The sequence below is a fragment of the Candidatus Methylomirabilota bacterium genome (assembly GCA_035315345.1).
Lineage (GTDB): Bacteria > Methylomirabilota > Methylomirabilia > Rokubacteriales > CSP1-6 > CAMLFJ01.
On sequence record DATFYA010000135.1, the window covers coordinates 1 to 26,109 of the forward strand.

General features: G+C 70.6%; 24 protein-coding genes. 9 read left to right on the top strand and 15 right to left on the bottom strand.

From position 1 onward, the window contains the following. Nucleotides 1–137: 137 nt before the first annotated feature. Nucleotides 138–428 (bottom strand): virulence factor, encoded by a 291-nt coding sequence (locus VKN16_18280; protein HME96159.1) that lies wholly within the window; start codon nucleotides 426–428, stop codon nucleotides 138–140. An 83-nt stretch (nucleotides 429–511) separates the two neighbouring features. On the opposite strand from VKN16_18280, the gene VKN16_18285 reads away from it, so the two are divergent. Beyond that, the gene (locus VKN16_18285; GenBank protein ID HME96160.1) at nucleotides 512–2,353 is read left to right on the top strand and encodes a DUF169 domain-containing protein; all 1,842 of its coding nucleotides are present in this window, start codon (nucleotides 512–514) and stop codon (nucleotides 2,351–2,353) included. Nucleotides 2,354–2,424: 71 nt separating this feature from the next. Here the strand turns inward: VKN16_18285 and VKN16_18290 are convergent, their stop codons facing one another. Further along, nucleotides 2,425–2,805: an RNA-binding protein gene (locus tag VKN16_18290; GenBank protein ID HME96161.1), complete on the bottom strand. Its 381-nt coding sequence runs from the start codon at nucleotides 2,803–2,805 to the stop codon at nucleotides 2,425–2,427. 170 nt (nucleotides 2,806–2,975) lie between these two features. Further along, nucleotides 2,976–3,383 carry a hypothetical protein gene (locus VKN16_18295; GenBank protein ID HME96162.1) on the bottom strand — a complete coding sequence of 136 codons (408 nt, stop codon included), beginning with the start codon at nucleotides 3,381–3,383 and terminating at the stop codon, nucleotides 2,976–2,978. A gap of 255 nt (nucleotides 3,384–3,638) precedes the next feature. On the opposite strand from VKN16_18295, the gene VKN16_18300 reads away from it, so the two are divergent. Further along, nucleotides 3,639–4,031 (top strand): DUF983 domain-containing protein, encoded by a 393-nt coding sequence (locus tag VKN16_18300; GenBank protein ID HME96163.1) that lies wholly within the window; start codon nucleotides 3,639–3,641, stop codon nucleotides 4,029–4,031. On the opposite strand, the gene VKN16_18305 is transcribed toward VKN16_18300, so the two are convergent. The 9 genes from VKN16_18305 to VKN16_18345 are packed head-to-tail and all read right to left on the bottom strand — an operon-like array spanning nucleotide 4,028 to nucleotide 15,955. Then, complete coding sequence (locus tag VKN16_18305; GenBank protein HME96164.1) at nucleotides 4,028–5,374, bottom strand: sigma-54 dependent transcriptional regulator; 1,347 nt, start codon at nucleotides 5,372–5,374, stop codon at nucleotides 4,028–4,030. The two genes, VKN16_18300 and VKN16_18305, sit on opposite strands and share 4 nt — an antisense overlap. After that, complete coding sequence (locus VKN16_18310; GenBank protein HME96165.1) at nucleotides 5,371–8,457, bottom strand: GAF domain-containing protein; 3,087 nt, start codon at nucleotides 8,455–8,457, stop codon at nucleotides 5,371–5,373. Before VKN16_18310 ends, VKN16_18305 begins: the two co-directional genes overlap by 4 nt. A gap of 10 nt (nucleotides 8,458–8,467) precedes the next feature. Then, the gene (locus VKN16_18315; GenBank protein ID HME96166.1) at nucleotides 8,468–9,805 is read right to left on the bottom strand and encodes an amidase; all 1,338 of its coding nucleotides are present in this window, start codon (nucleotides 9,803–9,805) and stop codon (nucleotides 8,468–8,470) included. Nucleotides 9,806–9,815: 10 nt separating this feature from the next. After that, nucleotides 9,816–11,663: a bifunctional homocysteine S-methyltransferase/methylenetetrahydrofolate reductase gene (locus VKN16_18320; protein ID HME96167.1), complete on the bottom strand. Its 1,848-nt coding sequence runs from the start codon at nucleotides 11,661–11,663 to the stop codon at nucleotides 9,816–9,818. 5 nt (nucleotides 11,664–11,668) lie between these two features. Further along, nucleotides 11,669–12,217: a shikimate kinase gene (locus VKN16_18325; protein ID HME96168.1), complete on the bottom strand. Its 549-nt coding sequence runs from the start codon at nucleotides 12,215–12,217 to the stop codon at nucleotides 11,669–11,671. A gap of 24 nt (nucleotides 12,218–12,241) precedes the next feature. Beyond that, a complete protein-coding gene (locus tag VKN16_18330; GenBank protein ID HME96169.1) occupies nucleotides 12,242–12,979 on the bottom strand; it encodes a hypothetical protein in 738 nt (245 codons plus the stop codon). After that, on the bottom strand, nucleotides 12,976–13,920 hold the full coding sequence (locus VKN16_18335; protein HME96170.1) for a homocysteine S-methyltransferase family protein: 945 nt from the start codon (nucleotides 13,918–13,920) through the stop codon (nucleotides 12,976–12,978). The genes VKN16_18330 and VKN16_18335 overlap by 4 nt, the downstream gene beginning before the upstream one ends. Further along, nucleotides 13,920–14,585: a corrinoid protein gene (locus tag VKN16_18340; GenBank protein ID HME96171.1), complete on the bottom strand. Its 666-nt coding sequence runs from the start codon at nucleotides 14,583–14,585 to the stop codon at nucleotides 13,920–13,922. Before VKN16_18340 ends, VKN16_18335 begins: the two co-directional genes overlap by 1 nt. After that, a complete protein-coding gene (locus tag VKN16_18345) occupies nucleotides 14,582–15,955 on the bottom strand; it encodes a rhodanese-like domain-containing protein (GenBank protein ID HME96172.1) in 1,374 nt (457 codons plus the stop codon). Before VKN16_18345 ends, VKN16_18340 begins: the two co-directional genes overlap by 4 nt. An 81-nt stretch (nucleotides 15,956–16,036) precedes the next feature. Here VKN16_18345 and VKN16_18350 point away from each other — a divergent pair, with 81 nt between their 5' ends. After that, the gene (locus VKN16_18350; protein ID HME96173.1) at nucleotides 16,037–16,663 is read left to right on the top strand and encodes a hypothetical protein; all 627 of its coding nucleotides are present in this window, start codon (nucleotides 16,037–16,039) and stop codon (nucleotides 16,661–16,663) included. Between the two features lie 175 nt (nucleotides 16,664–16,838). Next, entirely contained in the window at nucleotides 16,839–17,603 is a 765-nt protein-coding gene (locus VKN16_18355; GenBank protein HME96174.1) for a 3',5'-cyclic-nucleotide phosphodiesterase, read from the top strand. A 6-nt stretch (nucleotides 17,604–17,609) separates the two neighbouring features. On the opposite strand, the gene VKN16_18360 is transcribed toward VKN16_18355, so the two are convergent. Then, nucleotides 17,610–18,605, bottom strand: coding sequence for a pyridoxal-phosphate dependent enzyme (locus VKN16_18360; GenBank protein ID HME96175.1), 996 nt, complete (start codon nucleotides 18,603–18,605; stop codon nucleotides 17,610–17,612). Nucleotides 18,606–18,811: 206 nt separating this feature from the next. Between VKN16_18360 and rpsU the strand changes: the two genes are divergently transcribed. Continuing rightward, the gene (gene rpsU, locus VKN16_18365) at nucleotides 18,812–19,009 is read left to right on the top strand and encodes a 30S ribosomal protein S21 (GenBank protein ID HME96176.1); all 198 of its coding nucleotides are present in this window, start codon (nucleotides 18,812–18,814) and stop codon (nucleotides 19,007–19,009) included. Between the two features lie 82 nt (nucleotides 19,010–19,091). Then, nucleotides 19,092–20,297 carry an MFS transporter gene (locus VKN16_18370; protein ID HME96177.1) on the top strand — a complete coding sequence of 402 codons (1,206 nt, stop codon included), beginning with the start codon at nucleotides 19,092–19,094 and terminating at the stop codon, nucleotides 20,295–20,297. Between the two features lie 336 nt (nucleotides 20,298–20,633). Here the strand turns inward: VKN16_18370 and VKN16_18375 are convergent, their stop codons facing one another. Next, complete coding sequence (locus VKN16_18375) at nucleotides 20,634–21,485, bottom strand: LLM class F420-dependent oxidoreductase (GenBank protein ID HME96178.1); 852 nt, start codon at nucleotides 21,483–21,485, stop codon at nucleotides 20,634–20,636. Nucleotides 21,486–21,608: 123 nt separating this feature from the next. Between VKN16_18375 and VKN16_18380 the strand changes: the two genes are divergently transcribed. After that, on the top strand, nucleotides 21,609–21,947 hold the full coding sequence (locus VKN16_18380) for a hypothetical protein (GenBank protein HME96179.1): 339 nt from the start codon (nucleotides 21,609–21,611) through the stop codon (nucleotides 21,945–21,947). 30 nt (nucleotides 21,948–21,977) lie between these two features. Here VKN16_18380 and VKN16_18385 read toward each other — a convergent pair whose 3' ends face one another. After that, nucleotides 21,978–24,539, bottom strand: a complete 2,562-nt coding sequence (locus VKN16_18385; protein HME96180.1) for a M1 family metallopeptidase — start codon at nucleotides 24,537–24,539, stop codon at nucleotides 21,978–21,980. A gap of 75 nt (nucleotides 24,540–24,614) precedes the next feature. Between VKN16_18385 and VKN16_18390 the strand changes: the two genes are divergently transcribed. After that, nucleotides 24,615–25,427 (top strand): SDR family NAD(P)-dependent oxidoreductase, encoded by an 813-nt coding sequence (locus tag VKN16_18390; GenBank protein HME96181.1) that lies wholly within the window; start codon nucleotides 24,615–24,617, stop codon nucleotides 25,425–25,427. After that, nucleotides 25,424–26,109 (top strand): peptidyl-alpha-hydroxyglycine alpha-amidating lyase family protein (locus VKN16_18395; protein ID HME96182.1); only part of this gene is annotated, 686 nt, incomplete at its 3' end. The genes VKN16_18390 and VKN16_18395, both read left to right, overlap by 4 nt.

Here is a 26,109-nt window from a genome sequence, read left to right on the forward strand (position 1 = left end):
GAGAGCAGGGGCCAGACCAGGCACGCCCCGAACAGCAAGAAGCAGGCAAGCACCAGCTCCGCGGCCTTCATTGGCTGGGCGGATTATAGCCCGGCGGGGCCGCGGCGGGCCTGTCGGCGCCGGACGGGGTGCCGCGCCTAGCGGGGCGGACCGGCGAACCGGCGCAGCACGAGCTCGGGGAAGCCGGCCTCGAGCTCGTCGGCGACCTGCCGGGCCACCGCCTCCGCGCCGCCCGGCCGCTCGCTCTCCGGGCCGGGCGCCCAGCCTTCCAGGTAGGCGTCGGTCTCGGTGGCCCCTTCCCGCATCGCGACCGCGTCGATCAGATCCTGGAAGCGCTGCGAGAGCGGCACCCGCACCGTCGGGCCCCCGTCCTCGGCCTCCACGAGCGACGGCAAGTCACGCCACTGGATGATCCGGTATCGCGCCATCGGGCCGCTATTGTAGCGGAAGCGGGCCGGTTCCCTTGACAAGCCGAACACCCCCCCGTAGCCTCCGTGACAAGGAGACGCACATGATCGATGTGACGACGGCGGACCGCGAGCTGCAGACGTACCTGCGGCCGCAGACGTTCCCGGTGGCGATCCGAATGCTGAAGCCGGGCGAGGAGATCCCGGAGCGGGCCCGCCGTCCCGCCCGCGATTTCAAGAAGCTCAGCATGAGCTGCCAGGTCATCGACATGGCCCGACGCTACGGCTGGACCATCGCGCTGACCCGCGAGGACCACATCTGCTCGCTCGGCATCACCGCCATCGGCTTCGACAAGCCCCTGCCCATCTACAACGTGGGCACGCTCTGCGAGGGCATGTACACCGAGACCAAGCAGGCCGGCCAGCGATCGGAGGCCGCGATCGACAAGTTCGCGCCCGGCGAGTACCACTGCCTGCTGGTAGCCCCGCTCGAGCGCGCGACCTTCGAGCCGCACGTGGTCTGCGTCTACGCCAATCCGGCCCAGGTGATGCGGCTCACCCAGGCCGCGCTGTGGAAGCGGGGCGGGCGGCTGACCTCCTCCTTCGAAGGGCGCGCGGTGTGCGCGGACATCGTGGTCACCACCATGAAGACGGGCGAGCCGCAGGTGATCCTGCCCTGCTCGGGCGATCGCATCTTCGGCCAGACCCAGGACCACGAGATGGCGTTCTCCATTCCGTGGGCGCGGATGGAGGAGATCGTCGAGGGCCTGCGCGGCACCCATCAGGGCGGCATCCGCTACCCGATCACCCAGTTCATGGATTACGAGGCCAAGCTGCCACCGCGCTACATGGAGGTGAACCGGCTCTGGGACGCCGAGAAGGGCAAGACGAGCCTGATCAATCGCGACCGGGTCGTGGCCGCCTACAAGCGCTCGTTCTCGGATCGGGTGCCCGTCTACCCGATCGTGGCGTCGTTCGCGGGCACGCTCGACGGGCTCAGCATCGAGGAGTACTGCACCAACCCGACGCGGGCCATCACCGCGATGATGAACTACTACGAGCGCTACCAGCCCGACGTGGTGCTCGCCTACAACGATCTGGCCAAGGAGGCGGAGGCCTTCGGCTGCGGGGTGAAGTACTCGGACTACGTGGTGCCCTCGATCGAGACCCACCTGCTCGAGGACAAGGCGAGCCTGGCCAAGCTTCAGATGCCGGATCCGTACAAGACCGCGCGCCTGCCCGGATTCCTCGAGCAGTGCGAGGCCCTGGTGAAGGCGGCGCCGCCCACCGCCACCGGCGCGGTCGCGGTCGGTCCGTGGACGATCGCCATGCTGCTCCGCAATCCCGAGATGATGCTGCTCGATACCTTCGAGGATCCGCAGTTCATCCACGACCTCATGCGGATCTCGACCGACTTTTGCAAGATCTGGGGCGACGCGATCGTGAAGACCCGCATCGGGCTGTCGTTCTCGGAGCCGACCGCCTCGATCAGCCTGATCTCGCCGGACAACTACCGCGAGTTCATCGCCCCGTACCACAAGGAGCTGGTGGACTACTTCAAGGCCAAGAAGGTGGGGGTCACCACCCACATCTGCGGGGTGACCTACCCGATCTTCGAGGACCTGATCGGGTGCGGCTTCACCACCGTCTCCTTCGATCTGGACCAGCAGAGCGACCCGGCCCTGCACGTGGACCAGCTCGAGCGCTTCATGCAGGTGGCCAAGGGGCGCGCGGTCGCGATCGGCAACGTGGACGCCACCATGTTCGAGAAGGCGACCCACGCGCAGATCGAGGCGGAGGTCCGCCGCTGCATCGACACCGCGGCGCGGCACTCCGGCTTCATCCTCTCGACGTCGTGCGAGATCCCCCCGCGGTCGAATCCCGAGATCGTGAAGTGGTTCATGGACGCGGCCCACGACTACGGCCGCTACGAGCGGATCTTCTAGCGACCGCCTCGAGACAAAGCGAAGGGGCGCGGTGATCGCACCGCGCCCTCGGGCTCAAACGCTCGGAGTGCCTACCAGCGGAACGGCTTCTTGGAGGGCGGCACCCCGTAGGCGCCGCGGTCTCCGCCTCCACCGCGCGGGCCGCCCGGTCCGCGTCCGCCGCCGCGCGGACCGCCGGGGCCACGTCCACCACCCGAGCCCGGAGTGCGGGGATTCGAGACGTTCACGGTGATCTTGCGTCCGTCCAGATCCTTGCCGTTCAGCTCGGAGATGGCTCGCTGCGCCTCCTCGGCGGTGGCCATCTCGACGAATCCAAAACCGCGGGACTGACCCGAGAACTTGTCAGTGATCACGGAGGCCGACTCGACGGTGCCGCACTGGGCGAAGTACTCCCGCAGCGTCTCGCTCGTCGTGGAATAGGACAGACCGCCCACGTAGAGTTTCGCAGCCATGTGATTCTCCTTCGGTCACTCTTCCGCTCCGTACGCGCCCCAATACTCGGAAGAGCCAATATCGGAGGCGAGGGCGCCGCCGGCGGCGACGCATCGGGCCATAGTCTACATCAAGACCCGGACGTGCGCCACGCGGCGGGAACCGCGCTCGCGAGACGGCGCGGCGGTGACTATCCGCAGACCGCTTCGACCTGGGCGCGAGTGTCCCGGCTCATTGGCGCGGCCTTGCTCGGCAGCTCCGTCTTCGCCAGCAGGTCTCGCAGCGCGAAGGGCCGGCTCACCACGTGGAACCCCTGCAGCTTCAGGTCGACCAGATCCTCCACTCGCGCGCCCGCGTCCACCGTCAGCACCACCGGCACGCCCGGCGCGACCTGCTCGAACAGCCGCGCCCGATCGGGGCCGGCCATGCGCAGCATCCCGGCCTCGGCCAGCACCATCGACACCGGGGCGTCGACGAGGTAGCGCACGCCCTCGCACAGCGTCTCCGCCATGCGCACCGCGACCCCGTGCTCCAGACACTCCATGGCCAGGGCCTGCGCCCGGCTCCGGTTTCCGTCAATCGTCAGTACGCGAATCATGTCTCCCCCTTTGATGTGAGCGTCTCGAACCGTGGCCATGGGTACAAGGCGTGTGCCACGCCGCTCCCGTTGCGGGAACCTGCGAAATAACACGAGATTCTGGCCGGAGCCGACGACGCGGGCCGCGCGGAGCCGGGCGTTCTGCCCGGACCGGTCGACAATTTATGGCGGCCTCGCGCGCAAGTGCGGGTGCGGCGGCGAGACGGCACCCGCCATGGAGCGACGGCACGCGCCACGTGGCTATACTGCTCGCCGATGGCCAACCTGGTGATGAGGACGGCTCGCGCCCTGCGGCTCCGGTGCCCGAATTGTGGCGCCGGCCCGGTGACGGTGCGCTGGTTCGCCGTGCGCCCCGCATGCCCGCGCTGCCGGCTGCGCCTCGATCGCGGCGAGCCCGACTACTTCCTGGGCGCGATCGTGTTCAACATGGCCTTCGCGGAGTCGGTGTTCGCGGTCGGCCTGACCCTGTTCCTGATCTGGACCTGGCCGCATCCGCCCTGGGACACCCTCTACTACGTCGGCATCGCGGGCATGATCGCGGCGCCGATCTTCTTCTACCCGTTCTCCAAGCTATGCTGGCTGGCCTTCGACCTGACGTTTCGCCCGCCGCGCCCGGAAGATCTCGCGCCGCCCACCCGCCGCGCCTAGCGATAGTGCTCGGGCGTGATCCCGTACGCCTGGATCTTGCGGTAGAGCGTCTTCGGGTCGATCCGCAGCACGGTGGCCGCCTTCGCGCGGTGACCGCTGACGCTGCGCAGGGTGGAGATGATGTGCTGGCGCTCCATGTCCTCGAGGCTGCCGCCCGGCGAGGCGGCGGACGGCCGGCCGCCCCGCACCTCCTCGGGCAGGTCGGTGGGCTGGATGAGGTCGCCCTGCGAGAGGATCACCGCCCGCTGCACCGCGTGCTGCAGCTCGCGGACGTTGCCGGGCCAGCGGTAGCGCTCGAGGCAATCCATCGCGGAGTCGGAGAGACGCTTCCGCCCGTAGGTGGCGTTCTGCTCGAGGAAGTGCTCGGCGAGTCGGCGGATGTCCTCGGGCCGCTCGCGCAGGGGCGGCAGGGTGATCGTGATGGTGTTGATGCGGTAGAAGAGGTCCTGCCGGAACTCCCCGGTCTTGATCGCCTCCGCGAGGTCGCGGTTGGTGGCGGCGACCAGCCGCATGTCCACCGTGCGCCGCCGCGTGCCGCCGACCCGGAAGAAGGCGTACGACTCGAGCACCCGGAGCAACTTCACCTGGCTCTCCGGCTCCATCTCCCCGATCTCGTCGAGGAACAGGGTGCCGCCGTCGGCCAGCTCGATCAGGCCCGCCTTGGTGGCCACCGCGCCGGTGAAGGCGCCCTTCTCGTGGCCGAACAGCTCGCTCTCCAGCACCTCGCGCGCGAGCGCCCCGCAGTGGATCGGCACGAAGGCCTGCTGAGCCCGCGCCGAGCGGTCGTGGATGGCGCGCGCCACCAGCTCCTTGCCGGTGCCGCTCTCGCCCAGCACCAGCACCGACGAGTCGGTAGGAGCCACGCGGTCGATGAGGTGCAGCACCTCGTCCATCCGGGGGCTGCCGGTGATGAGGCTCTGGTAGCCGGGCTCCTCGAGCTGGCCGCGCATCACCACGTTCTGCCGCACGAGCCGGCCCTTCTCGGCCGCCTTGCGGATCAGGATGTCCAGCTCCTCGATGCGGGCGGGCTTGGTGAGGTAGTCGTAGGCCCCCAGCTTCATCGCCTCGACCGCGGTGGTCACGTCCTGGAAGCCGGTCATGACGATGACCTGGGGCGGCTCCGGGAAGCCCTGCAGCTCCCGCAGCACGTCGATCCCTTCCACGTTCGGCATCTTCATGTCGAGCAGCAGGACCTCGGGCGCTTCCTCGCGCAGCCGATCCAGCGCGGCCCGTCCGTCCGCGACGCCGACCGCGGCGTGCCCCTTCCGTCCCAGCTCGCGCACCAGCAGCTCGCGCAGGTTCTTCTCGTCGTCGGCCACCAGCACCCGGATCGGAGCGGTCATGGCCGGGCCGGGTGGGCGTCGGGGTGGACGGGCAGGATGACCCGGAAGGTGGTGCCGGCCCCGACGCGGGTGTCCACCTCGAAGCGGCCGTCGTGATCGGCCACGATGCCTTGCGCGATGGCGAGGCCGAGACCGGTGCCTTGCCCGGGGGGCTTGGTGGTGAAGAAGGGATCGAACACCCGCGGCAGGATGTGATCGGGAATGCCGGGGCCTTCGTCCGCGAAGGCGACCTCGACCTCGCGCGCGTTCCGCCGGCGGGTCGCGATCGTCAAGGTCCCGCGCCCGTCCATCGCGTCGAGCGCGTTGCTGACCAGGCCGAGGAACACCTGACGCAGCTGGCCGTCGTTGGCGACCACGTCGGGCATCTCCGGATCCAGCCGACGGAGAAACCGGCTGTGCGCGTAGCGCGGCTGGTGCCCGATCAGCTCCAGGACCTTGTCCACCAGCACGTTGAGGTCGGTCGGGGCGCGCCGGCTGCCCGGGTCGCGCATGAAGTGGAGCAGGCTCCCGGTGATCTCCTTGCAGCGGAAGGCCTCCTCCTCGATCAGGGAGAGATAGCCGGGAAAGTCCTTGAACGCGTTCAGGCCCTGCAGGCTGGGATCGTCCGCCCGTTCCTTCAGCGCCTCCGCGCAGCCCGCGATGGTGGCGAGCGGGTTGTTCAGCTCGTGGGCCACGCCGGCGGCCAGGCGGCCCGCGGTGGTGAGCCGCTCGGTCAGCAGCATCTGCCGCTCCAGCCGCTTGGGCAGCGTGATGTCCTCGACCAGCACCAGCAGATGGGTGGCCCGCGGCGCCCGCAGCGGCGTGGCGGTCAGGCGAACGGTCAAGGTCTCGCCCCCGGCGGCCAGCTCCTGCTCGAGGTGCCGCACCGCTCGCGCGGTCACCGCCGATTCCAGGAACGCGCGGACCCCTTCCACCTTGGCGGGGGGCATGAGGTCCGCGAACGGGCGCCGGGCCGCGGGCTCCACCGGAACGAGCGCCGCGCCCTCGCGGTTCACGCTGATCACGCGCAGCTCGGCGTCGAGGACGAAGAGGCCGAGCGGCATCGTCTCCAGCACGACTTCCACGAAGCGCTTCTCCTCGTCCAGCTCGTGGGTCCGCGCCTCCACCATCGCTTCCAGGCGCTCGGAGTAGGTGCGGACCGAGCTGAAGAGGCGCGCGTGCTCCAGGGCCATGGCGGCCTGATCGGCGAAGGCGGACACGAGCGATTCCTCCTCGGCGGTGAAGTGGTGGACGTCGGTGCGCAGCACGGTGAGCGCCCCGATCGCCTGATCACCCACGATCAGCGGCGCGGCCAGCATCGAGCGCAGCCCGGACTGCGGATAGGCCACCCGCGGGTCGCGGTAGAGGTCGGTGGTCTGCACCGGCCGGCGCTCCTTCACCGCCACCCCGGTGATCCCCTCGCCGACCCGGAGACGGATCGCCGCGAGGTCCTCGGGCGGGAGATCGAGACTGGCGGTGGCGATGAGCTGGCCGCTCGCCGCGTCGAGCGTGAATAGCCCGCACGACTGCACTTCCAGCACCTCGCGGGCCTGGTGCAGGATGAGCCCCACCGTCTCGCCCACCTCCAGGCTCTGGTTCACCGCGTGACCCGCGCGCAGCAGGGCCTGCGTCTCGCGGGCGCGCCGCTGCGTCTCCTCGAAGAGCCGGGCGTTCTGGATCGCGATGCCCGCCTGGTCCGCGAAGCTCTCCAGCAAGGTCTGGTGGCGATCGCCGAAGGCCCCCGGCGCGGTCGAGAAGGCCGAGATGACGCCGATGATCTGTCCGCCCACCCGCAGCGGCACGCTCAGCAACGCGCGAATACCCTCTTTCTCGTCGACGTCCCGACGAGCCGATCGCGGATCCTGGTGGAGATCGTCCGCGCGCACGGTGCGTCCGGTGGAGGCGGCCAGGCCGATGATGCCCTCGCCCACCGGCACCGAGAGATTCCGCCACTCCACGGTCCGGAAGCCGTGCGCGGCGGCGTGTTCGATGCGGTCGCCCCCGGCGTTCATGAGGCCGATGCCACAGCCGGTACTGCCCATCAGCGCGGTCACCGAGCGGCTGATGGTCTCCAGCACCGACGGCAGGTCGAGCCGGGCGGTGATGAGCTGGCTGGTGCGGTTGAGCGCGGCCAGCTCCTCGGCCCGACGCAGGGTCTCGGCGTGCAGCCGGGTGTGCTCGATGGCGGAGGCGAGGGGGCGCGCCACCTCCACCAGCACCTCCACGTCGGCGTCGGTGAAGGCGCCGGGCTGCCGGTGCGTGACGTTGAGCGTGCCGATGACCTGACCCTGGGAGAGCAGCGGGGCCACGATCATGGACCGGAACCCGCGGCGCGAGAGCAGATCCCGGCTCACCGGGGACAGCGACGGGTCCGTGCTCGCGTCGTCGATCCGACGGGGCGACTGCTGGCTGGCCACCGAATCCACCAGGGTGCCCGCGACCGGAATCCGGAAATCGAACACGTCGGACGAGGTGCGCACCGCGATGTCGAGCACCCGGATCTCCCCGCGCTCCCGGTCGAGCAGGGCGACCGTGAGGCCGTCGAAGCGGATGAGCCGGTCCACCGCCTCCGCCATCTTCTCGTAGATCCGGTCCAGCGGGAGCGGGGTGACGGTGAGCGCGGTCACCCGGTTGATGACCTCGAGCCGCAGAGTGCGCCGATGGAGCCGCCACACGTGCTCCAGCGCGTGACCGAACTCCCGCGCGAAGCTGCGCGGCATCGTCTCCCGGTTGAGCCCGCGCGAGCCGCCCGGCCCCACCAGCACCAGCTGGCCGGCCGGGCGCGCGGAGTCGCCCAGCACGGCGGACAGCGCGGTGGCGTCGCGCACGCGCAGCCCGGGCGGTGACTCCGACAGCTTCTCGAGGCCCAACCCCCGAGGCAGCTGGTCGAGGCGCTTGCGCAGCCACCGCTCGAGCGGCGAGCCGCGACGGGCCCCGACCACGACCTCGATGGCGGCGGCGTCCGGCGGCTGCACGCGCAGCGCGCCGGCGCGCGCGCCGGAGAGCGTCACGAGCTGCTTCAGGGTCCGGGCGAAGCCCGCCTCGGAGGAGGCGGCATGACCCAGGGTGGCCAGCAGGTCGGGAAAGAGGCGCCCGATCTTCATCGCGTCACCCTCAGAGCGGCGGCGCCGCGTCGAAGGCGATCGCGCGCTCGCACCACGCGGCGGCCGCCAGCACGCGGCATTCGCCCCACGCCCGGCCGATGAGCTGCGCGGAGAGCGGCAGACCGGATCCATCGACCGTGGTCGGCAGGGCCAGGGTCGGCAGGCCCGCGAAGCTGAACGGCGCGCAGAAGGATGGATCCCCGGTGGCCGTGAGCCCGCGAGGGGCCGGCGCACCGATGGTCGGGGCCAGCAAGGCGTCGTACCGGCCGGCGACCGCGTCGAGATCCGCCCGCGCCGCGTGCCGCGCCGCCTGCGCGGCCAGGTATTCGGTGGCCGCGACGCGATGGCCCGCCTCGATCAGCTCCTTGATCCGCGGGGGGTACTCGCCTCCGTGCCGCGCGTAGAGCCCGGCATGGGCGGCGGCCGCCTCCGCGCGCAGCACGGTCGTGCCGGCCTCCGCGAGCACGGGGAACGAGGGCGGCAGCGTCACCTCGACGAGCCGGGCCCCGGCGGACTCGAGGGTCTGGATCACGGCTTCGAGGTGCTTGCCCATCCCCGGCGTCGCCTGCGCCATCAGGGAGGCGAGGACGCCGATGCGCGGAGCGGCCGCGTCGGCGATCGCGGCGACGTAGTCCTCCGCCCCCGCCGCGCGCGCCCCTCGATCGCCCTCGGCGCGGCCCGCGAGCAGCGAGAGGGCCAGCGCGCAGTCCTCGACGGTCCGCGCGAAGATCCCCACGTGGTCCAGGCTCTCGGCCAATCGCATCACGCCGTTCGCGCTGATCCGGCCATGCGTCGGCTTGAAGCCGACCACACCGCAGTACGCGGCGGGCCGCAGGATCGAGCCGATCGTCTGCGAGCCGAGGGCCAGCGGCACCATGCGCGCGGCCACCGCCGCCGCGGGCCCGCTCGAGGAGCCGCCCGGCGTGTGCTCGGGATTCCACGGGTTGCGGGTGGCGCTCGGATCGAAGTAGGCGAACGGGGTAGTGGCGAGCTTGCCCATCGGCACCGCCCCCGCTCCCCGCAGCCGGGCCACCGAGTCCGCGTCGGTGGTCGGCGTGCGGACGGCCCAGGCCGGAGCGCCGCCGGCGGTGGGCACGCCCGCCGCGTCGAAGATGTCCTTGAGCGCGATCGGCACGCCGTGGAGTGGGCCCATGAAGCGGCCCTCGCGGGCCTCGATGTCCCGCTGCACCGCCACCCGTGCGGCCGCGTCGCGATCGAGCCGCGCCCAGGCGCCCACCGCCGACTCGACCGCGTCGATGCGCCGGAGACAGGCGGCCAGCAGGTTGGACGGCGACAGCGCGCCGGACCGGATACGTCGGGCCGCCTCGGCGGCTCCGATCTCGTGCATGGCCGGCATGTCAGTGCAGCGCGTCCAGCACCTCGGCGACCACCTCGAAGCGCCCGAAGGACGGCATGAGATAGGCGCCCGCGTGGCGGGCGTGCATGTCGCGCAGCAGCTCCTGGGCCATCTCGATCCCGACGCGCAATCCCCGCTCGCCGGCATCCTTCATACGGGCCCGGACGGCGTCCGGCACCGTGATCCCGGGCACCTCGTTGTGCAGGAACTCGGCATGGCGCGAGGAGTGCAGCGGCATGAGCCCGACCAGCAAGGGGATCGGGGAGCGGCTGCGCGCGAAGAACCGCTCCAGCACCTCCAGATCGTAGAGCGGCTGCGTCTGCACCCAGCGGGCACCCGCCTCGACCTTGGCCAGGAACCGCTCCATCTCGCGCGTCGGCTCCGCCGCGCCCGGGTCGAGCGCGACCCCCACGCAGAACGACGTGGGCTCCCCGATCGACGCGCCGGTGGCGTCGAGGCCGCGGTTCATGCCGGACAGGATGCGGATGAGGCCGATGGCGTCCACGTCGAACACCGCGGTCGCGTTGACGTAGTCGCCGGTGCGCGGCGGGTCGCCGGTCATGGCCAGGATGTTGCGGATGTTGACCGCGTGGGCGCCCAGGAGATCGGCCTGGATGCCCATCAGGTTCCGGTCGCGACACGTGAAATGCATGTTGATGTCGAGCCCGGTGGCCTCGTGCACCAGCATCGCGGTGGGGAGCACGGACATCCGCACGCGGCCGAGGGACCCGTCGTTGATGTCGACGATCTCGACGCCCCGCTCCTTGAGCAGCTTGGCGCCCTGCACCAGTTTTTCGATGTTGTGGCCGCGCGGCGGATCGAGCTCGACGGTGACCAGGAACTCGCCGGCGCCGAGCTTGCGCTGCAGCAGCGTGGGCGCGGCCGCGGTGGCGAGCCCGCTCGGCTCGGCCGGCTCCGGCCGCGCCCGGCGCACCGGCTCCACGCGGGCGGTGGCCCGCTGCGGGGCCACGCGATCGAGCGCCTCGCGCATCGCCCGGATGTGCTGGGGCGTGGTCCCGCAGCAGCCGCCCACCAGCCGCGCGCCGCTGCCGATCATGCGAGCCGCGTAGTCGGCCATGTAGGCGGGCGAGGACAGGTACATGAGCCGCTCGCCCACCCGGCTGGGCAGCCCCGCGTTGGGCTGGATGGCGACCGGCAGGGCACCGGTCTCCGGCAGCATCTGCTCGAGGATGTCGAACAGCACGCTCGAGCCCACCGAGCAGTTGGCCCCGATCGCCTGGATGGGCAGATCGCGCAGCGCCCGCACCACCTCGGCGGGCGCACGGCCGGTGAAGGTCACCCCGTCGTCGGTGAAGGCCAGCTGGGTGACGATCGGCAGGTCGCAGATCGCGCGCACCGCCTCGACCGCCATCCCCACCTCGGTCAGGTCGGAGAAGGTCTCGATGAGAAAGGCGTCGACTCCGCCCTCGAGGAGCCCCTCGGCCTGCTCGCGAAAGGCGTCGCGGGCCTCCGCCGGCTCGATGGTGCCGATCGGGGTCAGATACTTGCCGAGCGGCCCGATCGATCCCAGCACGAGCACGTCGCGGCCCATGCTCTCGCGCACGTCCCGCGCCAGCTTCGCCCCGCGCAGGTTGATCTCCCGCACTCGCGCCTGCAGGCCGTGCATCGCGAGCTTGAAGCGGTTGGCGCCGAAGGTGTTCGTCTCGATGACGTCGGCGCCCACCCCGATGTACTCCGAGTGAATCGACTGCACGAGCTTGGGATCGTTCAGGTTCAGCACGTCGAAGCACGCGTCGAGGGTGACCCCGCGCGCGTAGAGCATCGTGCCCATGGCCCCGTCGCACAGCAGCGGCCGCTCGGCGAGGCGGGTCAGAAGCGGCGACGGCATAGCGACTACCCGGCCGCCTCGCCGCGGCCCTTGGTGGCCGGCGAGGCGAGCCGGTCGCGCAGGGCCAGGACCACACGCGCGACGACCTGATCGGGCCCGATTCCGGTGGTGTCCACCGTGACGTCGGCCTGGCGATAGTACGGCTCGCGCGCGCGGTAGAGGGCCTCGACGTCGTCGCGTCCGCGGCCGCTCAGCATCGGGCGCTCGCCGGCGCGCCGGGCACGCTCGTAGAGGGCGTCGAAGTCGCCGCGCAGCCAGACCACGGTGCCGAGCGCCTTGAGCGCCTCCGGCCGGCCCGCGCGGCAGCACAGTCCGCCGCCGGTGGCGATCACGTCGCCCGACTTGAGCGCGAGGAGCCGCATCGTCTCCTCCTCGAGCGCGCGGAAGTGAGCCTCGCCGCGCTCGGCGAAGATCTCGGGGATCGATCGCCCCTCGCGGGCGGTGATCATGTCGTCGGTCTCGACGAAGCAGCGGCCCAGCCGACGGGCCAGCAACCGCCCCACCGACGACTTCCCCGCCCCCATGAAGCCGACCAGGATCACGTTGGCGCCCATCAGTCCTTCAGCCTATCACCAGCCTCACCCCGCCCGCACGGTCACCGCGGCGGGAGCCCGCCGGTAGGCGCAGTCCCGCATCCAGCACCGGCGGCACTGGGTGAAGTAATGATCGACGCGGGCTTCCCGGCCCACTCCCACGAGCCAGCTGATGCTCTTGGCGGGAGTCATGAAGCAGGCCGCGTTGAGGCTCACCCCGATGCCCGCGCCCGAACACAGCCGGAAGAGCCGGGCCTGCTCCGCGGTGTCCCATCCGGCGTATCCGGGACTGATGCGGTTGGTGACGCGGAGCCGCGCGGGGATCGCGACCTGGCAGAGCAGGTCGTTCGCGTACTCGGCCAGGCTCTCGGCCGCGGCCGAGCCCACGCTGTCGAGCATCACCGCGAGCGGGAACTCGCGCGCCTCGAAGAGATCGCGCACCCGCGTCTCGATGGCGTCGCCCACCGTGCAGATGCCCGCGCCCACCGCCTCGATCGGCCCCCAGAGCCGGCCGATCTGCGGGATGTGCAGCGTCTCGCCTCCCGCCTCGATCAGGTCCGCGGCGCCGCCGGTGACGGCCACCGCCCGGTACACCAGACGCGGCGCCATGAGGCGCTCGCCCAGCGCCAACGCCTCGTCGAAGATCGCCAGCACCTCGGCACTCGGCCGGTCGACGCCCTTCTGGTAGCCCTGGAAGCGAAGGACCTCGTCGCGGTCGATCGACAGCGGGAGCCCCTCGAGGACGGCGGGCTCGGAGGAGAGAACCGAGAGCGCCGCGGTCACCGCGCCCGACGGGAGCGAACCACGTCGGCGATCAGGCGGATGTGCTCGGGCCCCGAGCCGCAGCAGGCGCCCACGATGCTGCAGCCGACGTCGAGGAGCGCGGGGTAGTCCTTGGCCATCGCCTCGGGCCCGAGCTCGTAGGTCGTCCGGCCCCCGGTGGTGATCGGCAGGCCCGCATTCGGATACGCGATCAGCGGCACGTCGGTGACCTGGCGCATCTCGCGGATGATCACGATGGCCCGGTCCGGTCCGCGCCCGCAGTTCATGCCCACCACGTCCGCCCCCGCGTCGATGAGCTGGCGGGCCACGTCGGCCGGGCTCTCGCCCCACATGGTCCGATCGCGGTCGTGCAGCTCCTCGTACTGGAAGAACATGGTCGCCGACACCGGCAGGTCCGCGACCGCCTTGCAGGCCCGGATCGCCGCGATCGCCTCCTGCGGGAACATCATGGTCTCGACCGCGAAGCAATCCACCCCGCCCTCGGCGAGGGCCAGGGCCTGCTCCCGGAACGCCTCGAAGTACTCCTCGTCGGTCGCCACGTTCTCGCCGACGCCGTAGTCCACCGGCAGGTAGCTCGTCGGCCCGATGGAGCCCGCGATGTAGCCGCCGCCCGGACACACGGAGCGGGCGAGGCGCGCGCCCTTCTCGTTCAGCTCGCGGGTGCGCGCGCCCATGTCGTGGCCGTAGCGCTCGTCGTACTCGTGCAGCTTGAGCGCGGTGCCCCCGAAGGTGTTGGTCTCGACCAGCTGCGAGCCCGCCTCGAAGTAGCCGCGGTGGATGCCGCGGACGACGTCGGGGTGCGTGTCGTTCCACAGCTCGGGACAGTGACCGTCCCCGAGGCCGGCGTCGAACAGCGCGGTGCCGTAGCCGCCGTCGAACACGAGGCGCTCGCCGGCCCGGACACGATCGACGATCTCCCAGCCGAGGGCCCGCGCCGCCATCAGGCGTTCACCGGCACGCCGAGCAGCTCCTTGGCCCGGACCACCGCCAGCGTGGAGTCCTTGGCGTAGCCGTCGGCGCCGATCTCGTCGGCGTAGGCCTGGTTGACCGGCGCGCCGCCGATCATCACCTTCACCCGCTCGCGGAGGCCCGCCTTCTCCAGGGCGTCGATGGTGCGCTTCATCGCGGGCATGGTGGTGGTCATGAGGGCGGAGATGCCGACGATCTGGGCGTCGTGCTCCTTCACTGCGGCCACGAACTTCTCGGGCGCGACGTCGCGCCCCAGGTTGACCACCTTGAAGCCCGCGCCCTCGAGCATCATCGCCACCAGGTTCTTGCCGATGTCGTGGAGGTCCCCCTGCGCGGTGCCGATGACCACCACGCCGAGGTTCTGGCCCTCTCCGCCCGCCCGCGTGATGAGCGGCTTCAGCAGGTCGAGGCCCGCGTACATCGCCCGCGCAGACAGCAGCACCTGAGGCACGTAGTACTCGTTGCGGCGGAATTTCTCGCCGACCACGTCCATGCCCGGGATGAGCCCGCGGAAGATCAGGTCCTTCGGGTCCATGCAGAGGTCGAGGCCTTCCCGGGTCTTCTTGGCCACCGTGTCCTTGTCGCCGAGGATCAGGGCCCGCGCCATCGTCGGATAGTCGAAGGGCTCGGCGGTCAACGCTTCACCGTGCTGTAGCCGCCCTTCTGCCAGGCGGTCATCCCGCCGATGACATTGTGGAAGTTGGTGAGCCCGGCGCGGCTCAGCGCGCTGATCACCGTGCTCGAGCGCAGCCCGCCCGCGCACAGCACCGCCTTGGGGCGGCCGTCGGGCACCAGGTCCTTGCGGGCCAGCGCCTCGGACATGGGCACGTGCAGCGCGCCGTCGATGTGCCCCTCGTCCCACTCCGACAGCTCCCGCACGTCGATGACCACCAGATCGGCCCGCTCGTCCTTCATGGTCGCCAGATCGTGCACCGAGATCTGCGGCACCCGCTCGACGGGCAGGCCCTGGCTCTTCCACTCGGTCATGCCCCACTGCAGGTGCCCGGCGATCGTGTCGAGGCCGATGCGCGAGAGTCCCTGCACCGCGCGGTCGAGGTCGGTCGGACTGGCCACCACCAGCGCCACCGGCGCCTCTGCGGGCACGAACAGCCCCACCCGATTGGCGAACTGCGGGCTCTCGATCCACACGTTGATCGCGCCGCGGATGTGCGCGTCGCCGAACTCCTCGGGGCTACGCACGTCGAGCACGTAGGCGCCCTTGTCCACGGCCTCGCGGGTCTGCGCGGCCGAGAGCGGACGCGGCGGGCCGGTCGGCGGCAGGGCCTGTGCCCGATTGCGCGCGATGATCCGATCGAAGTTGGGCGGCTTGGGCGGCAGGCCGGACATGAGCTTGCGGACGAAGTCCTCGACCCCGCTCGCCTGCAGCGCGGCGTTGAAGCGCCGCTCGAAGCCGATGGTCGTGGCGGTCTTGCTCGACATGGCCCGCCCGCAGCTCGAGCCGGCGCCGTGCGCGGGGTACACCTCCACGCTATCGGGCAGACCCAGGAGCCGCTCGGTGAGGCTCGCGTACAGACGGGCCGCCGCCTGCTCGCCGCCGAAATCCGGGCGGCCCACGTCGCCCACGAAGAGGGTGTCGCCGGTGAGCACGAACCAGGGCTCGCGGCCGCGGCTCAGATCGGTCACGAGCAGCGCGATGCTGTCCGGGGTGTGGCCGGGCGTGTGGATGACCTGCAGGGCCACGCGGCCCACGCGCAGCTCGTGACCATGCTCCACCGGGTCGTGCGCGAACGCGGCGTTGGCCGCCGGATGGATGTGGATGCGCGCGCCGGTCTTCGCCGAGAGCGCCTGATTGCCCGAGACGTGGTCGGCGTGGACGTGCGTCTCGATGATGTCGGTGATCGTGAGCCCCTTCTTGCGAGCCATGGCCACGTAGTCATCCACCCGGTCGCGGGCGGGGTCCACGATCACGCCCTGGCCGGCCTGCGAGCAGCCGATCAGGTACGAGAGACAGCCCGCTTCCTCGTTGAGAACTTGCTGAAAGATCACGTCGGAAGTATGCCACAGGCCCCGGAGGGGACGCCACGTCGCCGACCGGGCAACCGGGTATTTAAATGACGCAGCCGTGCCATGCTTGACGGGATGCACGGAACCCGGCCGACGCTCGCGGCTCTCATCACGGTGCTGGCCCTGGCGCTCACGGGCTGCGCTGCGCGGATGACCCCGCCCTATTCCGACGCCGAGCGGGCTCGCGTCGACGAGTACGAGCGGGCGGCACAGCGCGTGTTGACCTCGCGCGAGATCGCGGGCCGGCCGCCGTCGGTGCAGGTCGGGTCCGACCCGGCTCTGATCAACGCCGGCCATCCTGCCGCCTACTACCAGCGCCGCACCGCCCTGGCCGGCATCGGTCGGCCCGGGGCCATCGTGGTTAACCGGCCCGTGCTGGCCGAGGACTACATCGCCCAGGCGGTGCTGAGCCACGAGCTGGCCCACTTCGTCCTGGGTCACACGGACGACCGCTGCCGGGATCGGCAGCACGAGTGCGAGGTCGAGGCCTACGTGGCCAGCGTCGAGCTGCTCATGACCGGGTGGGGCCACAGCTACCCGGACGCCGTCCGGCTCCAATACGCCTACCTCAAGAGCGTGGTCCTTGCGGTCCAGCGCGGTGACGCCACCGTCGCCCGGGGTCACGTCGACCCGTGCCGCGAGCTGCAGGAGTTCTCGGCCCGCTTCCAGACCACCGCGAGCTGCGACTGAGCCCTGCGCGTGCGTCGATTCTGCCCGGCCGGATGCGAAGTTGCGAGCGACCGGTGTGTCCAATTCCCGCCGCTTGACCGGGTTCCGGCTGCTAAACTAGGATCTGCGAATCGAACCGTTCGACCGGGAGAACCACCGCCTGCATGGAGGCCTCGGTGAAGGCAAAAGGCGCCGATTGAAGATCAAGGTGCTCGGGACGTTCGGAAGCGAAGGCCAGGGGCAGCGGCCTTCCGCCTTCCTGGTCGACGAACGGGTCCTGGTCGACGCGGGCACCGTGGGCGGCGCGCTCTCGGTGCCCGAGCAGATCGAGATCCAGCACGCGCTCCTGACCCACGCCCACCTCGATCACACCGCGGGCCTCGCCTTCCTGACCGACACCCTGGCGATGGTCGCCGCCGACCGGCGCGTCATCGCCTCGAGCATCGCCCCCGTGGTCGATTCGCTGCGCACCCACGCCTTCAACGACGTGCTCTGGCCCGACTTCACCAACATCCCGTCCGCGGACCAGGCGGTGCTCGGATTCCGCACCCTGCCGGAGGAAGCGGAGTCGCGAGTGGGTCAGCTCTGGGTGACGCCGGTGCCGGTCGAGCACACCGTCGCCACCACCGGCTTCGTGATCCACGATGGCGAGACGGGCTTCGTCTTCAGCGGCGACACCGGCCCGACCCGGCGAATCTGGCAGGTCGCGCGCGAGATGCGCGGGCTCAAGGCGCTGATCGTGGAGACCGCATTCCCGAACAGGCTGGTGACCCTGGCCAAGGCCTCCGGCCACCTCACTCCGGAGATGCTGCGGCAGGAGATCGACAAGATGCCGCAGGACATCCCGATCTGGGTCTACCACATCAAACCCCAGCTCTATCAGGAGACGGCGGAGGAGCTGGCGAACATCGATCCGACCCGCATCCACATCCTCGAGCAGGGCAAGACCTACACCATCTAGCAGTCCTTATTGTTCGGCCGCCCGATCGATCAGAGCGGTCAGCCGCTCTCGGAACGGAAACACGCTGTAGAGCCCTCCCGTGTGGATGAAGCACACCCGCTGACCCAGCGCCTTCCGATCGCGCGTGAGGGTCGAGACCAGCGCGCGAAAGCCCCGCGCGGTGTACACCGGGTCCAGCACCATGCCTTCCTCGCGCGCGACCTCCGCGACCAGGCCGAGCTCGGCGTCGGCCACGTCGCCGCGGTCGGCCGGCCAATCGCCCTGGAGCAGATGCACCGCCTTCGGCACCTCGATGGCGAAGCCGTAGCGGTGGATGGCCGCACGCATCGTGCGCTCGACGTGCTGGCGCACCCGCTCGGGCGGTGACGCGATGGGCACGCCCACGATCTCGCCGGGCAGGCCCGCGAGCTGCTTGCCCAGCAGCAAGCCCGCCTGGCTGCCGCCGGTGAACGCGCTGATCACCACCGAGTCGAAGCGCGGCGCCCCGTGGTGAATCTGCTCGGCCAGCTCCACCGCGCACTCGAGATAGCCGAGCGCCCCGATCTCGTTGGCGCCGCTCTCCGGAATGAGGTACGGCCGTCCGCCCCGCTCGCGCACGTCCTCGGCCAGCGCGGTCATCACGTCGGCCACCGTTTCTCCGTCGGCGCAGTAGCGCACCTCGGCGCCGAGCAGACGGTCCAGGAGCAGGTTGCCGTCGTAGACCGGCGAGCGCGGCCCCTGCACCGCGAGCCGGGCGCGCAGGCCGAGCCGCGCGGCCACCGCGGCCACGGCCCGGCAGCCGTTGGATTGCGGCGTGCCGCCCGCGATCAGGGTGTCGGCGCCCTGCTCCAGCGCGTCACCCACCAGGAACTCGAGCTTGCGGATCTTGTTGCCGGACTCGAGCAGACCGGTCAGGTCGTCACGCTTGACATAGAGGTCCATCCCGAGGCGACGCGAGAACCGGTCGAGCCGGAGGATCGGGGTGGGCGCGAGGGCCAGGGGCAGGCGAGCGGGCACACCCATGCGGTGCCCCTCAGGCGTGGTCCGTCTTCAGCTGGGCCGCGATCGGAGCGAGGTCGTAGGCATGGAGGTGGCCCACGGCCTGGTCGTGGCGCAACCGCGCGGTGCGCATCACCTGGTTGTCGGTGGCCATGACTCGGGGCGTACCCTACCATAGACGGCTCGAGTCAGGCATTGACAGCGGACCGCCCTCCGAGTACCGTGCCTCCATGCGCATCGAGGTGCACGACAACCAGGTCGAGTCTGCGCTCAAAACCATGAAGAAGCTCATGTTGAAGGATGGGCTCTTCAAGGAGATGAAGAAGCGGGCGTATTACGAGAAGCCGTCCGTCAAGCGGAAGCGCAAGCAGGCCGAGGCGCGCAAGAAGCGCCGCAAGGCCATGAAGCGCGCCGAGGCGGACGACTGAGCCTCGCTCCGGGCCCCCCGGGCCCGACCCCCACCTCGGTCGTTCGGCTCCCACCGCCAGCGTCAACCCTCGGGTGACTCGTGTGGCGGAGTCCCTCGCCAGCCAGCGGTTGTGGCTTGCCTTCACGACCATGCTCCTGGTGGCCGGACTCACCAATACCTTCCCGGTGTTCCTACCCGCCCTGCTCGCCGAGTTCGGCGGCTCGCGCGGGGCCACCGCGTCCGCCGCCTCGCTGCTCTGGGTGGGAGGCGCGGTGCTGAGCCCGGTCGCCGGCTACCTGGTGGCCCGCTGGAATCCCCGCTGGCTGGTGAGCCTCGGCCTCGCCGCCGTCGCCATCGGGATGATCCTGGGCAGCCTGGCTCCGACGCTGCCGTTGTTCCTCGCCGCACTGGGCGGCCTCGGCGGCATCGGCCTCGGCCTGACCGGCATGACGACCCACGCCGCCCTCATCGCCGATGCGTACGTGAGGCGCCGCGGGCTCGCCACCGGGATCGCCTTCGGCGGCTCGATGGCCGCCTACGCCCTGGCCCCGCCCGCGCAGTGGGTGATCACCCACTGGGGCTGGCGGCAGGCGTTCTGGTGCTACGCAGCCATCGTCCTGTGCGTGATTCCCTGGGCGCTTCGGAGCCACCCCACGCGCCTGCAGTCGGTGTCCGCCTGGGGCGCGGCGCGGCCCGGTGAGGCGGCCGTCACCGTCTCGAGCATCGTCCGCTCGCTCGGCTTCTGGAGCCTGCTCGTGATGTTCACGACGCCGCCGCTATTCGGCTATCTCGCGACGACGCAGCACGCGCTCTACTTCACCGCGCGTGGATTCACCGTCGCCCAGGCTTCGATGCTGCTGGCCATCGGCGGCATCCTGGCCGGGTGCGGGCGGGCGCTCGCCGGTCTCGTGGCGGATCGCTTCGGTGGCCCGACCGCGGGATTCCTCTCGTTCTCCTGCTCGCTGGTGGGGATGCTCTGCCTGCTCGGCATGGAGGTGCGGCCGCTCTGGGCCCTCGCCGCGGGCTACGTGTTCTTCCTCTTCCTGCCGCTGGGCTCGCGCGCCAGCATCGTGACCGTGCTGCTGGGCCGCCTCGCGCCGCCGGCCCACTACGGCGTCATCTTCGGCCTGCTCGGCATCGGCAACAACCTGGGCGCCGCGCTCGGCCCCTGGCTGTCAGGGATCCTGTTCGACCGCACGGGCTCCTACGTGGCCATCTACGTCTGCGCGATCGCCATCGCGCTCACCGGGCTGTCGGCGCTGGCGGTGTTCACGCTGTCGACGCGCGGCGCGCGCGCATTGCCGTGACTGGTCTTCAGCTGCGGGGGCCCCGACATGGCCCCCGCACTCCCCCAGGCCGCAGACGACCCGCCACTTCTTCCAGCTCTTCAGCTGCGGGGGCCCCGACATGACCCCCGCACTCCCCCAGCCGCAGACGACCCGCCACTTCTTCAAGCTCTTCAGCTGCGGGGGCCCCGACATGGCCCCCGCACTCCCCCAGCCGCAGACGACCCGCCACTTCTTCCAGCTCTTCAGCTGCGGGGGCCCCGACATGGCCCCCGCACTCCCCCAGGCCGCAGACGACCCGTCGGCGGGTCAGGGCACGGTGGCCGTGCGTCGGCGCTATATCGATGACCGGGTAGGTCAGCCGACGCGCGCGGCGAGCGCGGCGTACTTGTCGAGCAACGGCAAGACCTGATCGCGGCCGGCGGGCGGCAGCCCGAAGATCGCCCGCGTGATGGAGGCGTCGCGGAGACCGGCCAGGCGCGCCTCGTCGGTGGGCGCGCCGAAGATGGAGACGGTGACCGCGCCCGGATCCTGCCCGGCCTTGTCGGCGCGGGCCTTCAGGTCCGCGATGGTCTCGGCGATCGGCTCGCTGTAGGCGCGCCCCCCGATGGGCAGCCAGTGGCCGCCGAAGTCCACCGCGCGCTGGCGCGCGTGTGGGCCGGCGCCGCCCATCAAGATCGGCGGGTGCGGCTTCTGGACCGGCTTCGGATACGACCACATCCGGTCGAAGTTGACGAACTTGCCGTGGTACTCGGCCTCGTCCTTGGTCCAGATTTCCTGCATCGCGGCGATGCGCTCGCGCAGCACCTTCCAGCGGCTCTCGAACTCCACTCCATGATGCTGCATCTCCTCCGCGTTCCAGCCTCCGCCGATACCGAACAACACTCGGCCGCGTGACAGGTAGTCGAGGCTCGCAACCTCCTTGGCGAGGAGGATCGGATCGCGCTCGATCACCAGGCAGATGCCGGTGCCGAGCTTGAGCTTCGTGGTCACCGCGGCCGCCGCCGCGAGCCCCACGAACGGATCGACGGTGTGCCAGTACTCGCGCGGCAGATCCGTGCCGCCTGGCCACGGGCTCTTGCGGCTCGCCGGGATGTGGGTGTGCTCGGGCACGAAGAGCGACTCGAACCCGCGGCGCTCGGTCTCGCGCGCGAGATCGTCGATGCGCATCGCATAGTCGGTGGAGAACTGGAACACGCCGTATTTCATCGGGTCGCCTCCTCGAAGCGATGGAGGATCGTGGGTTCACACGCGTCGGCCAGGGCTCGGTGTTACCATGAATTCGCTTTCAAGCCAACCGAGCCCAGGAGGAGCTCGCCAGGGGGAGTTCGAATGATGAACGTGTGGATGATGCTGCCCGCGCTGGTGTTCGCCGCAGTGCAACCCGGCCCGCTGATGGCGGCCGACTCCACCGAGGTGAACGCGGCGACCCGCCAGGTGGAGCGCGGGGCGAATCAGATCGGCCAGGGCAAGGTGCTGGAGGGCGCCGGCGAGACCGCCAAGGGCATCGGCAACACGGTGGTGGAGGGCGCCAAGTACACCGGCCAGAAGTTCGGGGACGCGGGCCAGGCGGCCGCGCCGGCGGCCAAGACCGCGTGGGAACGCACCAAGGAAGGCGCGGGAGCCTTCGGCACCAGCGTGCGGGAGTTCTTCACCAGCCTCTTCGACTAGCCCGATCCGGGCGAACGGAGCCGCGAATTCCTAGCGGCGGGGCGCACGGGGCGGCTTGGCGAGATACCCGGCGAGCGCCGTCCCTTCGCGCTCCTGGAAGCGCACCGCGATCTGGAGCTGCTCGAGGTACTGCTCGAGCGTCTTGCCGCCCAGCACGATCTTCCGCGCCGGGAAGAACTCGCGCACGTCGCGCTCCCACTCCGGGCTGACCAAGGCGGTCACGCCCTCGTACATCCGCCGGTAGGCGCTGCCCGGATACTGGCGCGCCATCGTCTCCCAGGTATCCTTGACGTAGTCCCAGGCGAGCCCTCGGCTGTGGACGGACACCAGCAGCGCCCGCATGAGGAACGGGGCGTCCTGGCTGCGCACCTCGCCGTTGGTGGTCTTCTCGAGCGTCCGGCGGATCAGCTCGGGCTGACGGAAGCCGGCGAGGGCGTACAGGTATCGCTGCTCCTCCTGGGGCGTGCGCGCCGACTTGAAGCGCTGCAGGAATTCCGCGTACTCGGTGTCGCCTCCCGCGGCGGCCACGATCGAGATCAGCGCGGGCAGGACGTCGGCGTCCACCGCGCTCTCGTCCTCGCGATAGCGGGCGTAGAGGGAGCGGGCGCGCTCCTGCGTCTCCGGATCGTTGCCGAGCGTGCCGAGCGCGCGCAGGAGATCGCCGCGAAGCTGCCGCTCCAGCTCGTCCTCGTCGGGCTGCGGCTCCCAGCCGAGACGCTCGACCGCGGCGCCGACGCGGTGACGCACCAGCGTCTCCAGGTCGCCGCGCTGGTCGTCCCGGACGGCACGGTTGACGTAGGCCAGGGAGCCGATCAGGGCCGCCCACACGTTGCGGTCGGTCTCCTCGAGGAATCGCGCGGTGAGATCGAGATAGTCCGGCGCGGGCATCGCGCCGGCCTGAGCCAGCGCGAAGCAGTCGCTGATCAAGTTGAACCGCTCGATCGGGGCGAGCTTCTTCAGCGCCCCCGCCATCTTCTTGAGCAGCGGCGGCGCGTACTGCACGCGGTAGAAGCCGTGACCGCCCGCGTTGACCACCACCCAGTCCGGGGGCGCGGGCAGCGTCACCGAGAGATCCTCGCCGCCGAGCAGAACCGGCTTGTCCACGAAGCCGCGCTTCACCGACGCGCGCACCCGCACCGGGATCAGCCACCGCTCGGCCTCCCCGCCCTCGGTGGGCAGGTACGTGAAGCGGCGCTGGCTGAGCTTGATGCCGCCGGCCTCGGGGCTCGCGATCACGAGCGGGTAGCCGGGGCGGAAGATCCACCCGTTCATCACCTCCGGGATCGGCAGGTGGGACGCGTCGCCGAGGGCCTTCCACAGATCGGTGGTCTCGGCGTTGCCGAAGCGGTGGCGCTCCAGATAGAGTCGCACCCCGTCGCGGAACACCTCCCCGCTCAGGTGCTGCTCGAGCATACGCAGCACCGACGCGCCCTTCTCGTAGGTGAGCAGGTCGAACATGGCCTCGCAGTCGCGCGGGTGCCGCACCTCGAACTCGATGGGCCGGGTGTTCTGCAGGCCGTCCACGCCCATCGCGGCGGCCCGCGAGACCCCGAAGGTGGTCCACCGCTTCCACTCCGGCTTCCAGGCGTCGACCGCGAGCAGCTCCATGAACGTGGCGAACGCCTCGTTCAGCCAGATGCCGTTCCACCAGAGCATGGTCACGAGGTCGCCGAACCACATGTGAGCGATCTCGTGCGCCACCACGTCGGCCACGCGCTCGCGCTCGGCGTGGGAGGCGGTGGCTTCGTCGACGAGCAGCGCGGTCTCGCGATAGGTGATGGCGCCCAGGTTCTCCATCGCGCCCGCCGCGAAGTCGGGGATCGCGAGCATGTCGAGCTTGTCACCCGGGTAGGGCAGCCCGTAGTAGCGCTCGAACCAGTCCAGCGCGAAGGCGCCGATGTCCAGCGCGAATCGCGTGAGGTGCCGCTTGCCGGGTACGCACCACACGCGTAGCGGCGTCGGCCCCACCATGACCGCCTCGCTCGCCTCGAGCTCGCCGACCACGAAGGCGACCAGATACGTGGGCATCTTGATGGTGTCGGCGAACGCGACCGCCTTCTTGCCCGGCCCCACCGGCGTCTCCCCGGCGATCCGGGTATTCGAGACCGCCACCAGGCCCTCGGGGATGACGAGGGTCGCCGCGAAGACCGCCTTCAGCGCCGGCTCGTCCCAGCACGGGAAGCAGCGTCGCGCGTCGGTGGCCTCGAACTGGGTCGCCGCGATGATGTGCGAGACGCCGGCCGCGTCCGTGTAGGTGCTGCGGTAGAAGCCGCGGAGCCGATCGTTCAGCGTCCCGGTGAACGCGATGGTGAGGCGGTGCTCCCCCGCCGGGATCGGCGAGGGAAATCGCAGGCGGACGCGCTCGGGCTCGGTCTCGAGCGCCGCGCTGCCCGGCACCACCGCGCCGTCGGCCACGGTGACGCTCGCGCTCTGCACGGTCAGCTCGGCCGCGTTGAGCACGATCTCGCTCACCGGCTCGGAGACCGCGATCGCGATCGTCTCCTCGCCCGCGAAGGTGGCGGCCTCGAGATCCGGCTCGAGCCGGATGTCGTAGCGTGACGGCACGACCGTCGTCGGCAATCGATAGTCCATCGCGAAACAGAGGATACCACCGGGCTGCCGCGGACACACTTGACTCTCTGCATGGCGGGCGCGACACTCGGCGCCGTGCCTCTCACCAGCCTGAAGGACCGAACCGCGGTGGTCACGGGCGGCGCCAGTGGAATCGGACGCGCGCTCGCGCTGCGCTTCGCCCGCGAGGGCGCGGACGTGGTGGTGGCCGATCTCGACGAGACCGGCATGACCGAGACGGTGGCCGGCGTGAACCGCTCCGGCCAGCGTGGGCTCGCGGTGCGCACCGACGTGAGCCGCCTCGCCGACGTCGAAGCGCTCGCCGCGCGCGCCTTCGCGGAATTCGGCGGCGTTCACGTGGTGTGCAACAACGCGGGCGTGGCCCTGTGGGGCGGACTCGAGTCGGTCAGCCACCAGGACTGGGAGTGGGCGATGGGCGTGAACCTCTGGGGCGTCATCCACGGCGTGGAGGCCTTCGTGCCGCGCATGGTGGCCCAGAAGCAGCCCGGTCACGTGGTCAACACCGCGTCGATGGCGGGGCTGATCGCCTCGCAGGGCCTCGGCGTGTACAACACGACCAAGTACGCGGTGGTCGGCCTCTCGGAAACGCTCCAGAAGGACCTGCGCGGCTACGACATCGGCGTCTCGGTGCTGTGCCCGATGGGCGTGAACACCGCCATTCGGCAGAGCGAGCGCAACCGCCCGGCCGCCCTCCGCAACGACGCGACCGAGCGGGAGGGCCGCGCGGTCGAATTGATCGGGCGCTACCTCTCACCCGATCATGTCGCGGAGCGGGTGCTGCGCGCGATCTACGCCAACCGTCTCTACGTGATCACCCACGAGGAAGGTCTGACCCCGCTCAAGCGGCGCTTCGAGCGCATGGCCCAGGCCATCGAGGAGTCGAAATGAAGTTCTCGATCATCGACGGCTGGGGCCGGCTGCCCGAGGGGTGGACGTATCGAGAAGTCGCCGGGGTCGCGGTGGACAAGCAAGACCGCGCCTTCGTCTTCACCCGCGGCGAGCATCCGGTGATCGTCTTCGACCGCGACGGCAATTTCCTGCGATCGTGGGGCGAGGGCGTGATCCGGCGGGCGCACGGCATCACCATCGACACCGACGAGATGGTCTGGCTCACCGACGATCTGCACCACACGGTGCGGAAGTTCACGCCCGACGGCAAGCTGCTCCTGACCATCGGCGACCCCGACCGGCCGGCCGAGCTGCAGGGCGGCAAGCCGTTCAACCGGCCCACCCACGTGGCGATCTGCCCCAGGAGCGGCTACCTCTTCGTCTCCGACGGCTACGGCAACTCCCGCGTGCACAAGTACGCCCCCGACGGGGCCTACGTGATGTCCTGGGGCGAGCCCGGCACCGATCCCGGTCAGTTCAACCTGCCCCACAACCTGGTGACCGATCGCGACGGCATGGTCTACGTGGCCGATCGCGAAAACCACCGCGTGCAGATCTTCGACGGCAAGGGGCGGTACCAGGGCCAGTGGAACAACCTGCACCGCCCCTGCGGTCTCTTCGCGGACCGGCCGGGCGGCCTCTTCTTCGTGGGCGAGCTGGGCTCGGGCATGCCGGTCACCGA

Bases quoted from the DNA above. Each gene is read 5' to 3' on its own strand.
- VKN16_18280 (HME96159.1), bottom strand. From the start codon at position 428: ATGGCGCGATACCGGATCATCCAGTGGCGTGACTTGCCGTCGCTCGTG.
- VKN16_18285 (HME96160.1), top strand. From the start codon at position 512: ATGATCGATGTGACGACGGCGGACCGCGAGCTGCAGACGTACCTGCGG.
- VKN16_18290 (HME96161.1), bottom strand. From the start codon at position 2,805: ATGGCTGCGAAACTCTACGTGGGCGGTCTGTCCTATTCCACGACGAGC.
- VKN16_18295 (HME96162.1), bottom strand. From the start codon at position 3,383: ATGATTCGCGTACTGACGATTGACGGAAACCGGAGCCGGGCGCAGGCC.
- VKN16_18300 (HME96163.1), top strand. From the start codon at position 3,639: ATGGCCAACCTGGTGATGAGGACGGCTCGCGCCCTGCGGCTCCGGTGC.
- VKN16_18305 (HME96164.1), bottom strand. From the start codon at position 5,374: ATGACCGCTCCGATCCGGGTGCTGGTGGCCGACGACGAGAAGAACCTG.
- VKN16_18310 (HME96165.1), bottom strand. From the start codon at position 8,457: ATGAAGATCGGGCGCCTCTTTCCCGACCTGCTGGCCACCCTGGGTCAT.
- VKN16_18315 (HME96166.1), bottom strand. From the start codon at position 9,805: ATGCACGAGATCGGAGCCGCCGAGGCGGCCCGACGTATCCGGTCCGGC.
- VKN16_18320 (HME96167.1), bottom strand. From the start codon at position 11,663: ATGCCGTCGCCGCTTCTGACCCGCCTCGCCGAGCGGCCGCTGCTGTGC.
- VKN16_18325 (HME96168.1), bottom strand. From the start codon at position 12,217: ATGGGCGCCAACGTGATCCTGGTCGGCTTCATGGGGGCGGGGAAGTCG.
- VKN16_18335 (HME96170.1), bottom strand. From the start codon at position 13,920: ATGGCGGCGCGGGCCCTCGGCTGGGAGATCGTCGATCGTGTCCGGGCC.
- VKN16_18350 (HME96173.1), top strand. From the start codon at position 16,037: ATGCTTGACGGGATGCACGGAACCCGGCCGACGCTCGCGGCTCTCATC.
- VKN16_18360 (HME96175.1), bottom strand. From the start codon at position 18,605: ATGGGTGTGCCCGCTCGCCTGCCCCTGGCCCTCGCGCCCACCCCGATC.
- rpsU (HME96176.1), top strand. From the start codon at position 18,812: ATGCGCATCGAGGTGCACGACAACCAGGTCGAGTCTGCGCTCAAAACC.
- VKN16_18375 (HME96178.1), bottom strand. From the start codon at position 21,485: ATGAAATACGGCGTGTTCCAGTTCTCCACCGACTATGCGATGCGCATC.
- VKN16_18380 (HME96179.1), top strand. From the start codon at position 21,609: ATGATGAACGTGTGGATGATGCTGCCCGCGCTGGTGTTCGCCGCAGTG.
- VKN16_18385 (HME96180.1), bottom strand. From the start codon at position 24,539: ATGGACTATCGATTGCCGACGACGGTCGTGCCGTCACGCTACGACATC.